The organism is Telluria sp. ZT3P39 (genome assembly GCF_059685935.1).
Genome location: NZ_JCASIH010000013.1, coordinates 21,601 through 35,346, shown reverse-complemented (window position 1 = coordinate 35,346; position 13,746 = coordinate 21,601). Strand labels below are relative to the sequence as shown.

Sequence of the window (13,746 nt, the reverse complement as noted above, 5' to 3'; positions counted from 1 at the left end):
ATTCCTTAGCGCAGCCATCAGAGCATAAAAAACCCGGTTCAAGAACCGGGTTTTTTCACAACACATGAACAATCAGCGCACCGGTTTGCCGTCCACATCCACCACCGACACCTCGCCCCACCCCAGCGAGCGCACCCCCGCTTCGATCTTGCGCAGGTCGCCGATCACCATCCACACCACCTCGTCGGGCTTGATGAACTTGCTAGAGGCCCCGCCCAGTTGCGCCGCCGTCAGCGCGCGTACGTTCGGCGCGTAGCGGTTCCAGTAATCGTCGGCCAGCCCGTGGTTCACGGTCGACAGCCCCGCCGACTCCAGCGCATCCAGGGTAGCAAAACGCCCCGGCAGGCGCGCCGTCATGTTGCGCATGATGGACTCGTACTCGGTCCCGACCAGCGGACGCTCGCCCGCCACGCCGCGCAGCTCCTTCTGCACTTCCTTCATCGCCTCGATCGTCTTGTCGGTCTGCACCGGTGCAACCACGATGAAGGGACGCTGGCCGCGCACGTCAAGCAGGCGCGCGCTGGTGCCGTAGCTCCAGTGCTTGTCCAGTCGCAGGTTGCGGTTCAGGCGCGAGGTGGCGATGCCGCCGAAGTTCTGCATCACCGGTTCCATCGCCAGGTCTTCCGGCTGGCCGTAGGCGAGGGAGACGTGGGTGGCGACGATGGTCGATTGCGGCGCGTCCGGCTTGTCCACCAGGATCAGGCGTTTGCCCGCGGTGGCCGGCACGGTGGCCATCTTCTTGGCGGGTGCACTGCCCTGCTGCCAGCGGCCGAAGCTCGCTTCCAGCGCCGGCAGCAGCTTCTCCATGGTGGTGTCGCCGGCGACGACGATGGTGGCGCTGCCCGGCTTGAACCAGGCGGCATGCCATGCCGCGAGGTCGTCGCGCGTGATGCCCTGCACGCTGGCCTCGAAACCGGTGGCAGGCTTGCCGTAGGCATGCTCCTGGCCGTACAGCACGCCCGGCACCAGGCGCAGGGCCAGGCTGTTCGGGTTCGCCTTTTCCTGGCCGATGTTCGCCAGGCGGCGGCCCTTCGAGAGCGTGAACTGGTCTTGCGGGAAGGATGGCGCCAGCGCGGCGTCGGCCATCAGGCTCAGGGAAGGCGCCAGGTTGGCGGAGGTGCCCTGCAGGCGCACCAGCGACAGGTCTTGCGTGGTGGCGGTCGACAGGCGCGCGCCGAGGTTTTCCAGCGCGTCGTTCAAGGCAAAGGCGTCACGCGTCTTGCTGCCCTTGTCCAGCAGGTCCAGCGCCAGCGAGGCGGCGCCGGCCTTGGCGGTGGTGTCCGATGCGGCGCCGGCATCGACCGCCAGCGCGACGTTGACGATCGGCGCCGAATGGCGCTCGAGCAGCACGACCTTCAGGCCGTTCTTCAGTTGCGCGCGCTGCAGCGTCGGGAAGCTCACGTCGGGCGCCTCGCCCAGCCCAGGCAGCTGCTTGCGGTCCAGCGTCGACTTGGCGGCGGCCAGCTTCGGCGAGGGGTTGACCGTCATCGTGTAGTGGTTGGCGCGCAGCCAGCGGTTACCGGCGGCTTTTACGTCAAGCGGGGTGCTGGTGGCGAACATCTCGAGGCGGTCGAGGTAGGCGTCCGGCTTGCCGCCGTAAGTCATGCTCTCGGCCAGCACGTCGGAACGCCCGCCGAAGCCGCCCACGCGCTCCAGGCTGCGCGAAAAATCGGCCAGCTCGCGCGTCTTCACGCGCTGGAGCTCCGCCGCGGTCGGGCCCTTGTCGAGCAGCTCGGCCAGCACGCGGTCCATCTCGCGTTCCACTTCCAAGGGGTCGGCGCCCGGCTTGACCGTCGCGACCAGGTTGAAGGTGCCGCCCAGCTCCGCGTCGTTCACATAGGCCGAGACATTGGTGGCCAGGCCTTTTTCGTAGACCAGGCGCTTGTCGAGGCGTGCGCTCTTGGAGCCGGCCAGCACGGCCGCCAGCAGGTTCAGGCGCTGGGTGTCGGCGTCGCGCCAGGTCGAGACGTGCCAGCTGCGGTAGATGCGCACCTGCGGAACGTGGTCTTCCATCTCGTCGCGGATGTGGCGGTCCAGCTGCGGGATCCATTTTTCGGTACGCGGCAGCGGCGGACCGGGCGGGATCGCACCGAAGTATTTGTTCACCAGTTCATAGGCGCGCTCCGGCGTGATGTCGCCGGCCAGCGAGATCACCGCGTTATTCGGGCCGTAATAGGTGCGGTACCACTCCTTGATGTCCTCCAGCGAGGCGGCCTGCAGATCTTCCATGCTGCCGATGGTCGACCACGAGTATGGATGCGAATACGGGTACATCTTGGCCGAGACTTCGAGGCGCACGCGCCCGTAAGGCTGGTTCTCGCCCTGGCGCTTCTCGTTCTGCACCACGCCGCGCTCGCGCTCGAGCATCGCCTGCGAGATGTAGTTGCCGAGGAAGCCCATGCGGTCCGACTCGAGGAACAGGGTGCGTTCCAGCGCCGACACCGGCACGTCCTCGAAGAAGTTGGTGCGGTCGGTGTTGGTGGTGCCGTTGCGGTTGTTCGCGCCCAGGTCGTCCATCGCTTCGCGAAAGCCTCGCGGGTAGTTCTCGGAACCGTTGAAGAAGAAGTGCTCGAACAGGTGGGCGAAACCGGTCTTGCCCCGCTTCTCGTTGCGCGAACCGACGTGGTACCACATGTTCACGCCGACCACCGGCACGCTTTTATCGGTATGCACCAGCAGGGTCAGGCCGTTGGGCAGCACGAACTTTTTATGGTCGATGCTGTAGGCTTTGCGGTCGAAGGTCGTTGGCTTGGCGGTCTGTGGGGCGGCTTGCGTAGGCAGGGCGGCGAAGGCTGCGAGGCCGAGCAGCATCGGGAGGGCGAGTTTTTTCATGGGCGTCTCGTGGAGCGGGTTGTTGTAGGTATGTCCCGGCCGATCACGCGCTGGTTGAACGCGCGGTCGGCATAGCCGACCACCCTACATGAAACACGTTGGCCGCGCTAGTAGGGTGGGCAGGTCTCCTGCCCGCGCGTTCAAATCACCTTTGAACCGCCCGCTCGTCTTACACGAACCCCTGCGCCTGCGCCAACAACTGCGGCTCCATGCGCACCGCGATCTTCTTCAAATAACCCGCTGCCGCCCCCACGCCAGCACCACCGGCACGCTGCAGCCAGCCATAGGCTTCGACCAGGTCACGCTGCACGCCCTGCCCGGCCGAATACATCACGCCGAGGTTGAACTGGGCGCGCGCATGGCCCTGGCGCGCGGCGCACAGGTACCAGAAGTGGGCGGCTTCGTAATCGCGCTCGATGCCCTTGCCGCAGTCGTGGCGCAGGCCCAGCTCGAACTGGGCCAGCGCGTGGCCCTGGTCGGCGGCCTTGTGGAACCAGTCGGTGGCTTCCGCCGGGTTGCCGTGGTCGGAACGGTCGAGCAAGGCCCCCACCATGTACTGGGCCGGAGCGTAATCCTGGTGTGCGGCGCGGCGATACCATTCCAGCGCCTGCATCTCGTCGCGCGCTACACCCACCCCTCCTTCGTAGCGCAAGCCGAGGTCGAACTGCGCGCGCAGGTGGCCCTGCTCGGCGGCCTTGCGGTACCAGGACACGGCCTGTTCGGGATCGTTCGGCACGCCCGTGCCGGCATCGAACAGTTGGGCGAGGTGGTACTGGGCCGAGGGCATGCCCTGTTCGGCTGCCTGGCGGTACCAGTGCGCGGCCTGCACCGGATCGCAGTCGACGCCCTGCCCGTGCTCGTAGCGCACGCCGAGGTTGTCCTGGGCGCCGGCATGCCCCTGTTCGGCCGCGCGGCGGTACCAGCTCAGTGCCAGGCCTTCGTTGCGCGGGACGCCGTGGCCGCTGTCGTAGATCAGGGCCAGGTTGAACTGCGAGCTGGCATGCCCCTGTTCGGCGGCGCGGCCGTACCAGAGCACCGCGCGGCTGCTGTCCTGGTCGACGTCCTGGCCCTTGTCGTAGCGCAGGCCGAGGTTGAACTGGGCCGGCGCATAACCCTGCTCGGCGGCCTTGCGGAACCATTCGACGGCGGCATCGCCGCTGCTGCGCAGCGCGAGGCTGAACTGCGAACGCGCATAACCCTGCTCGGCCGCGCGGCGGTACCACGTGGCGGCGGAATCGAAGTCCTGGGGCACGCCCTTGCCGGTCTCGTACATCATGCCGAGGTTATGCTGGGCGCCGGGTTCGCCCTGGTCGGCGGCCTGGCTGAACCACTGCAAGGCTTGCTGCACGTCGTTCGGCACACCCTGGCCCTTGGCATACAGCCAGCCCAGGTTGTACTGCGCCGGCGCATAGCCCTGCTCGGCGGCGCGGCGGTACCAGTAGGCGGCCTGGCCGTAATCCTGGGCCACGCCCTGGCCTTTCTGGAACATCACGCCGAGGTTGTACTGCGCCAGCTCCAGGCCGGCGCTGGCCGCCATGCGGTACCAGGCCACGGCCAGTTCGAAGTTCTGCGGCACACCCTGGCCGCCGGCATACATGAAGCCCAGGCTGTGCTGGGCGGTCGGCTGCCCTCGCTCGGCCAGCCCTTTGACGCGCAGGAATTCTGCCGTGTGACGGCCTTCCTGCTCGCTGGGTTGTGCCGGGATATCGAGCATGACGGCTTACGCCTGGACTGCGCGCAGGCCGAACAGCGTCGGCTGGGTGCGCAGCGCTTTCATGAACTCGCCCAGCGGAATCGGGCGGTAGTACAGGTAGCCCTGCATCGTCATGCAGCCGTTGGCGCGCAGGTAGCGCGCCTGCTCTTCCGTTTCGACGCCTTCCGCGATCAGGTTCAGGCCCAGGCCGCGCGCGATCGAGATGATCGCCAGGATGACCGGATAGTGGCCGCCCTCTTCGTGGATCTCTTTCACGAAGGACTGGTCGATCTTGACGGTGTGGATCGGGAAGCGGTGCAGGTAGGACAGCGACGAATAGCCGGTGCCGAAATCGTCGATCGCCACCGACACGCCGAGCTGGCACAGTTTATGGAGCTGCTCGATCGCATACTGCGGGTTGCGGATGCAGATGTTTTCGGTGATCTCGACTTCGATCTGGGACGGCGCAATCGCGTAGCGCACCAGGGCGTTGCGCATCTTTTCAAAAAAGTCGCCGCGGTCGAGGTATTGCGGCGACAGATTCAGCGACAGGCGCACGTGATCGTTGCCCGACGAATTCCACTGCAGCATATCGCGGCACAGCGCACCGATCATCCAGTCCGAGATCGGCAGCATCAGGCCGTTCTCTTCGGCGAAGGGCAGGAATTCGCCGGCCGAGAGCACGCCGCGGGTCGGGTGGTTCCAGCGCATCAGCGCTTCGGCGCCGACGATGCGGCCCGTGAGCGCGTCGATCTGCGGCTGGTAATACATCTCCAGCTCGTCCTGCTCGAGCGCGCGGCGCAGCGCCTGCTCGAGGGCGATCTTCTGGTGCGACACGTCCAGCATCGACGTATGGTAAAAACTGTGGCCGTTCTTGCCGAGGGCCTTGACCTGGTACATGGCGATGTCGGCGTGGCGCAGCAGCTCGTCGATCGATTCGCCGTCGGTCGGGTAGATCGCGATGCCGATCGAGGCCGAGATGTGCACTTCGTGGCCATCGAGGTCGAACGGTTGCTGCAGCGCTTCCAGGAATTTGTCGGCCACCATGCGCGCGTCGTCGCGGTCGCGCAGTTCCGGCAGCACGATGGTGAATTCGTCACCACCCTGGCGCGCCAGCGTATCGCCCTTGCGCAGGCAATCCTTCAGGCGGGTGGCGGCCTGCTGCAGCAGCTCGTCGCCCTTGACGTGGCCGAGCGTGTCGTTCACCAGCTTGAAGCGGTCCAGGTCGATGAACATCACCGCGAGTTCGGTCTGCTTGCGCTTGGCCTGGATCACGGCCAGCCCGAGGCGGTCCTTGAACAGGATGCGATTCGGCAGGTCGGTCAGGATGTCGTGGTAGGCCTGGTACGAGATCACTTCTTCGGCGCGCTTGCGGTCGGTGATGTCGCGCGCCACGCCATAGGTGCCGAAGAACTCGAGCTTCTTCACTTCCTGGTCGGGCACGTGCATGCCGATCGCGTTGAGCGAAATCGTCATCAGGGTGGTGTTGAAGGTGCGGTCGTTGCTGTTGCCGCCGCGGCATTTCAGGCGCAGCTCGACGTTGCGCGAGGCCCGTTCGTCGACGCGGCGCTCGTTGAACACATAGCGTGCGCGCTCCAGGTCTTCCTCGTGCACCAGGGTCGAATAATGCTTGCCGAGCAGTTCGTCGCGCGAATAGCCGAGCAGCTGGTAGGCGCGGTCGTTCACGAAGGTGAAGCGCCCTTCGTGGTTCAGCGTGTAGATGATGTCCGGGGAGCTGTCTACCAGGTAGCGGTACATCTTCTCGGAGTTTTCCAGCTGGTTGGCCATGCGCTCGTTCTCGACCGCCAGGCGGCGGCCCTTGAGCGCATTGGCGACGGTGGCCAGCAGTTCTTCGCGCGCATAGGGCTTGCGCAGGTAGTCGTAGGCGCCGCGCTTGAGCGCGCCGATGGCCGCGTCGATCCCGACTTCGCCGCTCATCACGATGACGTCGACGTCGATGCCCTTCTGGTTGATGAAGTCCATGATCTCGTGGCCGCCGATGTCCGGCAGGCGCAAATCGAGCAGGACCAGGTCGAAGCGCAGGCGCGACAAATGGGCCAGGGCTTCGCTGCCGGAAGACGCGGTGGTTAGCTGGAAGCCGCGGCCCTGGAGCAGCTCGTACAGCGACGAGAGCAGCCGCGGCTCATCGTCGACCAGCAGAAGGCGTGGCTGGCTGTCGGTCTCCAGGGTAGCGGAAAACGGAGCGGGTTCGCCGGCGAACATGGCGTTGTGCGCGTTCATCATGACCTTATGCGGAGCCGAGGGCGCGGGCCGGCAGCGCAACGGCGGCGCCGGCGCCGGACCAAGCCGGCAGGAGGATTTCAAAGGCGGTGCCGGTGCGGCCGCTGCGGCAGGCGATGTGGCCGCCCAGCTTCTTCACCAGGCTGTGCACGATCGACAGGCCCAGGCCGTGGTGGGCGCCGTCCTTGGTGCTCTTCACCGGCGAGAACAGGTGGGCCAGGACGTCGCGCGACAGGCCGGGGCCATTGTCGCTGACGACCAGCTCGAGGTAGAGCTGGCGCTCGCGATTGACATGGCCGCGGTTGAGGATCTCGACGCGGCCGCCGGTGCTGCCGAGCGCCTCGATGGCGTTCTTGACCAGGTTGACCAGGATCTGCTTGAGCACATCGGCGTCGCCTTCGATGCGGGTGGCGTCGTCGTGCATGGTGACGTCGATCTCGACCGAGCTTGGGACGAAACCGGTGCTGCGGAACAGGCGCTGGACTTCGTCCACCACCTTGGCGACGTCGGTCGGGCGCGGGCCGGTGTCGACCGGCTTGAGGTCGGCCAGGCTCTGGACCAGTTGGCCGACGCGGTCGATTTCCTCGTTCAGGATCGACATCTCGCCGCCTACCGGTTCCTGGCGCGCCAGCTTGCTGTCCAGGACACTCAGGTAATTCTTGATGATCGCCAGCGGGTTGTTCACCTCGTGCACCACACGGCGCGAGGCTTCGCGGTATTCGTCGGCGACGTGGGCCAGCTGGCGGCGCGCGTGGCCGCGTTCGGACAGCATGGTTTCCAGCGCGGTCGCGGCCTGGACGCCGAAGGATTGCATGAAGCGCTCGCGGCGCTGGCAATGCGGCAGCTGCCAGGCGGAGACGCCGCCGATCAGCACGCCGAGGCAGCGCGCGCCGGCCACCAGCGGCACGCAGACCAGGCTGTCGGTACCGAGCATGCGCAGCAGCTGCTCTTCGGCCAGGCCGAGTTCTTCGCCTTCGCGCTGCACGAAGGCCGGGCGGCGCTCGAGCGCGCTCTTGGCGATCGCGCCGCCTCTTGCCAGCGGCACGGCGAATTCGGCGATGCGCTGGCTGCCCTGGGTCGGCGCGCCGACCAGGGCGTGGCCGGTCGGGTTCTCGAGCAGCACCACGGCATTGCCGAAGTCGAACAGGATGCGCGCCGAGCGCGTCATCGCTTCCAGCAGCCCGCTTTCGCCTTGCTGGCGCGCGAAGCTCTGGCCGACTTCCGACACCAGCACCAGGTTGCGTACTTCTTCGGACAGGCGCTGCTGCACCGGGTCGAGCGCGGGCGCGGCATAGGCCGGCGGCGCCGGGATGTCGTCGGCGCCGGTGAGGTCGATGCCCAGGTGGGCAGCGGCTTTTTCGATCTGGCGCGCGGCGCCGGCCAGCAGTTGGGCGACCTGCTGGGCGTCGACCCCGCACAGGCCGGCGGCATCGCGTACCGCCGCTTCGTCGTCCGGATGGCTCGACAGCACGTGCGCCAGGCGCACGATGCGGATCAATGGGTGGGCCGACTCCAGGCGGTCGCTTGGCTCGTGGTGGTAGAGCACCGCGTCGGCCAGGAAGGAGTCGAGCTGCCAGCGCTCGATCAGCCAGGCGCCGGCTTCGGCGTGGGTGATCTGGAGCGTGCGCTGCTCGACCGCGCACAGGTCTTCGTCGTCGCGCGCATTGAAGTTGTACGCGTACTCTTTCGGCGCGGTGGCCAGCAGGGCCAGGCGGCCGACGTTGTGCAGCAGCCCGGCCAGGTAGGCTTCTTCCGCGTGCGGGTAGTCGACGATGCGCGCGATGTCGCGCGCGATCACGGCGCCGCTGAGCGAATTCTTCCAGAACGCGCGCAGGTCGGTGCTGCCGGAATGCGGGAAGTTGTTAAAGGTCTGGAACACCGAATCGCTGATGACCAGGGTCTTGATCATGTCGGTGCCGAGGGCGACCAGCGACTGCTCGAGGTTGACGTTACGCTGCTGGCGCTGGTAGGCCGAGCTGTTGGCCACGGCCAGCAGCTTGCCGGTCATGCCGGCGTCCTTCGAAATCAGGACCGCCAGTTCCGGCATGCCGAGATCGTCGGCCTGCAGGTGTTCGATGAGACGCACGAGGATCTGCGGCATGGCCGGCAGACGGGCAATCAACAGGCGATTGCGGATATCCTGATCCGATTGTTGCATGGTCTCAAACGTGGCCGCTTGTCGAGGGTTGTCCGGGGCGTCCCGGACGGGAAGCCACATGGTCTTGCTTTTCATCCAGCAAACAGACGAATGTTTCGTCGTTTATTCCAGGCACGAAAAACTTGTCTTAGCATATAGACATTTCTGATCGGGAACAATACTTTCTGTAAAAAGTGTTGCCGAGACGCCGCTTCACGAGTAGGTCAGCAATGGAGTGTGCCACGAAAGGTGAAATAGTATTTCATTTATGCATGTATTTATGAAATTTTATTTCATACACGTAAAAAACCCCGCCTCCTCCCGGAAGCGGGGTTGTTTTCATGCGAATTTGTGCGGAATTACGGAAGCTGGCGGCCGTTGCGTGCCAGGTTGCGCCGGTAGCGCCGCGCCGTCACCCAGAAGGCCAGCGCCACCAGGGCGAAGCCGGCCTGGCCCAGGGCCAGCGCGAACACCGAATGCGACAGGGCCGGCGCGACCAGGCCTGCCACGATGGCGCCCATCAGCGTCGTGACGAACGACTGGCAGGAGGCCACCGTGCCGCGGATATGCGGGAACAGGTCGAGCGCCAGCAGCGTGGCGCCGGGCGCGATGATCGAGCTGCCGAAGGTGAAGAAGAACATGTGGACCACGCTCCAGGGCAGCGCCGGCGGCAGGAAGGCGTGGTAGCTCACGTTGAAGGCGATCGCGCCGAGCATGAAGAAGAAGCCGACGCGGATCTGGCGCGCGAAGGTGAGCTTGCCCGCCATGCGGTTGGCCGCCAGCGCGCCCAGAAAGATACCGCTCACGGTCGGCACGAACAGCCAGGCGAACTGCGATGGTCCCAGCCCCAGGTGCTCGGGCAGCATCACCGGCGCGGCCGCGATGTACAGGAACAGGCCGGAGAAATTCATCGCCACCACGCCCGCCTTCATGTGAAACAAAAAGGAGCCGAAGATCGAGCCGTAGCTTTGCGCCAGGAAGCGCGGATTGAAAGGCTGGCGCTTTTCGAGCGGCACCGTCTCGGGCAGGTGGCGCCAGCTGAACCAGCCCAGGATCACCGTGTACACGCACAGCGCCAGGAAGATCGCGCGCCAGTCGAAGAAGGTGACGATCCAGCCGCCCAGCACCGGCGCGATGGCCGGCGCGATCGAGAAGATCATCGTGACCATCGACAGCAGGCGCGCCGCCGCGGCATCGGAATACAAGTCGCGGATGATGGCGCGGCCTACCACCACGCCCGCCCCTGCCGACACGCCCTGCATGATGCGGAACACCCACAGGTAATGCACCGAGGACGCCGAGGCGCAGCCGAAGGTGCCGATCGCGAACACGACCAGCGCCAGCAGGATCACGTTGCGGCGCCCGAAGGCGTCCGACAGCGCCCCATGCCAGAGCACCATGCCGGCGAAGGCCAGCATGTAGGCGGTCAGGGTTTGCTGGACCTCGATGGCGGACGCGCCCAGGTTGGCGCGGATCTGCGGGAAGGCCGGCAAATAGGCGTCGATCGAGAACGGCCCGAGCATCGACAGGCCGGCCAGCAAGGTAGCGAGGCCGCCGGCGGACAGCATCGCAACCTTGAGCGGCGGAGGCAAGGGAACCGGGATGACCGGATCCTTCGGCAAGTCGTCGGGTTCGTTCGGCGGCAGCATGGGCTGGTCGTTATTCCGGCTTCGGCTTGGCTTCTTCGCGGCGGTTGAAGCCCGCCACCATGTCGAAGCGGAACAGGCGGCATTCCAGCGCGCCATTGAAGAACGGGGTCTTGCGCGCTTCCTTGAGGCGCAGCAGCTTTGGCAGGCTCAGGTCGGCGGTGAACAGGAACACGGTCCAGCCGGCGAAGCGCTGCTTGAGCGTCGTGCCCAGGGCCGAGTAGAACGACACCGCCATTTCGTCCGGCGCCATCGAGGCGTCGCCGCGCACGCCGATCCGTTCGCCGTACGGCGGGTTGGTCAAGAGGATGCCTGGCTGCGTGGTCGGCGGCGACACGTGCTGCGCCTCGATCTGCTTGAGCGGGACATCGAACATGATGCCGGCGATCTTCAGGTTGTGGCGCGCCATCTCGACCATGTCGCCCGAAATGTCGGAACCGAAAATGGTCGGCTCGCTCGGCAGCGGGTTCGGCTTGATCCCGGCCTTCATCGCGGCCCAGGCTTCGCGGTCGAAATCGGCGAACTGCTCGAAGGCGAAGCGCCGGCGCGCGCCGGGCGGGATGCCCTGCACCATCTGGGCCGCTTCGACCAGGATGGTGCCGGAGCCGCACATCGGGTCGAACAGCGGCACGCCCGGCTTCCAGCCGGCCACGCGCAGCATGCCGGCGGCGAGGTTCTCGCGCAGCGGCGCGTCACCGGTCTCTTCGCGCCAGCCGCGCTTGAACAGCGCCTCGCCCGAGGTGTCGAGGTAGATGATGAAGTTGCGCGCATCCAGGAAGCCGACGATGCGCATGTCCGGCTCGCGGGTGTTGACCGACGGGCGCTTGTTGAACTGGTCGCGGAAGCGGTCGCAGATCGCGTCCTTGATCTTCAGCGTGGTGAACTCGAGGCTGCGCAGCGGCGACTTGACGGCGGTGACGTCGACCCGGATGGTGTGGTCGACGCCGAACCAGTCTTCCCAGGGCTGCTCGAGCACCAGGTCGTAGATGTCGTTTTCGGTGGTGTAGCTGCGCTGGCCCATGCGCATCAGGACGCGCGAGGCAATGCGCGAGTGCAGGTTGACGCGGTAGGCGTCCTGCATCGAGCCCGAGCAGTGCACGCCGCCCGGCACCTGGTTGTGCACCTTCAGGGTGGTGCTTTGCTGGGCGATTTCACCCAGTTCTTCGGCCAGCGCCGCTTCCATGCCGCGCGGGCATGGGCAAAAATATGAGGCCATGAGGGGTACCCTTTGTCCGTTAATAAAACTTGAAATACGTTAGCGGTATCAGTACCGCTAAGCGAAAGACCGTTGTCCGGCGCATCCTTGCACCGAGAACCCTAAGACCGTCGTTCCGGCGAAGGCCGGAACCTAATTTGACGTTCGTGGCGGACCATCGAACTTGGGTCCCGGCCTTCGCCGGGACGACGGATCAGAGGGCAGTGGTGCTGATCACACCCGTACTAATCAAAATGGTTTTACCACCACCAGAATCACAATCGCCAGCAACACCAGCACCGGCGCTTCATTGAAATACCTGTACCACTTGTGGCTGCGCTTGTTCTGCCCTGTTTCGAACTTGCGCAGCAGCGAGCCGCAGGCATGATGGTAGCCGATCGTCACCAGGACCAGCGCCAGTTTCGCGTGCAGCCAGCCGCCGCTGAAACCGTAGCCCAGCCACAGCCAGAGGCCCAGCAGCACCGCCGGCACCGCCAGCATGGTGGTGAAGCGGTACAGCCGCCGCGCCATGCCCAGCAGGCGCGCGGTGGCTGCCGGCTCGGTTTCCTGGGCCAGGTTCACGAAGATGCGCGGCAGGTAGAACAGTCCCGAAAACCACGAAACAACGAAGAGGATGTGGAAGGCCTTAATCCAGAGCATGCATGTTCCTGTTTAGCTGCGCACTTCGCCGTGTCCGAACACGACGTACTTGAGGGAGGTCAGCCCTTCCAGTCCGACCGGGCCGCGCGCATGCAGCTTGTCGTTCGAGATGCCGATTTCGGCGCCCAGGCCGTATTCGAAACCGTCGGCAAAGCGCGTCGAGGCGTTCACCATCACCGAGGCCGAATCGACCTCGCGCAGGAAACGCAGCGCGGCGCTGTAGTCTTCGGTGATGATGGCCTCGGTGTGCTTCGACGACCAGGTGTTGATATGGTCGATCGCGCCATCGAGCCCCTCCACGATGCGGATGGCCAGGATCGGCGCCAGGTATTCGGTGCTCCAGTCCTGCTCGGTCGCATGCGCCAGCCAAGGGTAGCCCGCCAGGATCGCATGGGCTTCCGCGTCGGCGCGCAGCTCGACTTCCTTCGTCTTGTAGAGCTCCGCCAGTTGCGGCAGCACGCTCGGCGCGATTGCGCGCGCCACCAGGAGCGTCTCCATCGTGTTGCAGGTGCCGTAGCGGTGGCATTTGGCGTTGAAGGCGACCGGCAGCGCCTTGGCGATATCGGCCTTGTCGTCGATATAGACGTGGCAGATGCCGTCGAGGTGCTTGATCATCGGGACCGTCGCTTCGTCGATCAGGCGCGCGATCAGTCCCTTGCCGCCGCGCGGAACGATCACGTCCACGTACTGCGGCATCGTGATCAGGGCGCCGACGGCGGCGCGGTCGACGGTATCCACCACCTGCACGGCGTCCAGCGGCAGGCCGGCGCCTTGCAGTCCTTCGCTCACCAGCCTGGCCAGCGCGCGGTTGCAGTTGATCGCTTCCGAGCCGCCGCGCAGGATGGCCGCATTGCCGCTCTTGATGCACAGGCCCGCCGCGTCGACCGTCACGTTCGGGCGCGCCTCATAAATGATGCCGATCACGCCCAGCGGCACGCGCATCTGGCCGACCTGGATGCCGCTCGGGCGCGACTTCATGTTGGTGATTTCGCCGACCGGGTCGGGCAGGCTCACGATCTGGCGCAGGCCGGCGACCATGGTCTCGATCGCGGCGCCCGACAATGCCAGGCGTTCGAGCAGCGCCGGCTCCAGGCCGCCCGCGCGGGCCGCCTCCATGTCCAGTTGATTGGCGGCGCGCAGCAGGTCGGCGTCGCGTTCGATGGCGTCGGCGATCAGGAGCAGTGCGCGGTTGCGCGTGGCGCCGTCGGCCCTGGCCATGGCACGCGATGCGGCGCGGGCCTTGCGGCCCATGGAGTGCATGTGTTCGGTGATGTCCATCATTGAGCCCGTGTACGGTTTTCGTAGGGTGGGCGGATTTTCCGCCCGCGCGTTCAACCAGCGT

At 65.9% G+C, this 13,746-nt stretch carries 8 protein-coding genes; all 8 read right to left on the bottom strand.

Translation table 11 applies throughout. The features are described from left to right. Positions 1-72 precede the first annotated feature (72 nt). Entirely contained in the window at positions 73-2,832 is a 2,760-nt protein-coding gene (locus AC56LR_RS13715; protein ID WP_497131133.1) for a M16 family metallopeptidase, read from the bottom strand. 169 nt (positions 2,833-3,001) lie between these two features. Further along, positions 3,002-4,546: a tetratricopeptide repeat protein gene (locus AC56LR_RS13710; RefSeq protein ID WP_497131131.1), complete on the bottom strand. Its 1,545-nt coding sequence runs from the start codon at positions 4,544-4,546 to the stop codon at positions 3,002-3,004. Between the two features lie 6 nt (positions 4,547-4,552). Next, positions 4,553-6,766 carry a putative bifunctional diguanylate cyclase/phosphodiesterase gene (locus tag AC56LR_RS13705; protein WP_497131268.1) on the bottom strand — a complete coding sequence of 738 codons (2,214 nt, stop codon included), beginning with the start codon at positions 6,764-6,766 and terminating at the stop codon, positions 4,553-4,555. A gap of 7 nt (positions 6,767-6,773) precedes the next feature. Continuing rightward, positions 6,774-8,924 carry an HDOD domain-containing protein gene (locus tag AC56LR_RS13700; RefSeq protein WP_497131130.1) on the bottom strand — a complete coding sequence of 717 codons (2,151 nt, stop codon included), beginning with the start codon at positions 8,922-8,924 and terminating at the stop codon, positions 6,774-6,776. Positions 8,925-9,262: 338 nt separating this feature from the next. After that, a complete protein-coding gene (locus tag AC56LR_RS13695) occupies positions 9,263-10,552 on the bottom strand; it encodes a multidrug effflux MFS transporter (RefSeq protein ID WP_497131129.1) in 1,290 nt (429 codons plus the stop codon). A gap of 10 nt (positions 10,553-10,562) precedes the next feature. After that, entirely contained in the window at positions 10,563-11,765 is a 1,203-nt protein-coding gene (locus tag AC56LR_RS13690) for a THUMP domain-containing class I SAM-dependent RNA methyltransferase (RefSeq protein WP_497131128.1), read from the bottom strand. Positions 11,766-11,993: 228 nt separating this feature from the next. Beyond that, the gene (locus AC56LR_RS13685; RefSeq protein WP_497131126.1) at positions 11,994-12,404 is read right to left on the bottom strand and encodes a CopD family protein; all 411 of its coding nucleotides are present in this window, start codon (positions 12,402-12,404) and stop codon (positions 11,994-11,996) included. Between the two features lie 12 nt (positions 12,405-12,416). Further along, positions 12,417-13,682, bottom strand: coding sequence for a glutamate-5-semialdehyde dehydrogenase (locus AC56LR_RS13680; RefSeq protein WP_497131267.1), 1,266 nt, complete (start codon positions 13,680-13,682; stop codon positions 12,417-12,419). Positions 13,683-13,746 lie beyond the last annotated feature (64 nt).

Excerpts from the sequence above, each read along its gene's own strand:
- AC56LR_RS13700 (WP_497131130.1), bottom strand. The coding sequence starts at position 8,924 with ATGCAACAATCGGATCAGGATATCCGCAATCGCCTGTTGATTGCCCGT.
- AC56LR_RS13685 (WP_497131126.1), bottom strand. The coding sequence starts at position 12,404 with ATGCTCTGGATTAAGGCCTTCCACATCCTCTTCGTTGTTTCGTGGTTT.
- AC56LR_RS13715 (WP_497131133.1), bottom strand. The coding sequence starts at position 2,832 with ATGAAAAAACTCGCCCTCCCGATGCTGCTCGGCCTCGCAGCCTTCGCC.
- AC56LR_RS13680 (WP_497131267.1), bottom strand. The coding sequence starts at position 13,682 with ATGGACATCACCGAACACATGCACTCCATGGGCCGCAAGGCCCGCGCC.
- AC56LR_RS13690 (WP_497131128.1), bottom strand. The coding sequence starts at position 11,765 with ATGGCCTCATATTTTTGCCCATGCCCGCGCGGCATGGAAGCGGCGCTG.
- AC56LR_RS13705 (WP_497131268.1), bottom strand. The coding sequence starts at position 6,766 with ATGAACGCGCACAACGCCATGTTCGCCGGCGAACCCGCTCCGTTTTCC.
- AC56LR_RS13695 (WP_497131129.1), bottom strand. The coding sequence starts at position 10,552 with ATGCTGCCGCCGAACGAACCCGACGACTTGCCGAAGGATCCGGTCATC.
- AC56LR_RS13710 (WP_497131131.1), bottom strand. The coding sequence starts at position 4,546 with ATGCTCGATATCCCGGCACAACCCAGCGAGCAGGAAGGCCGTCACACG.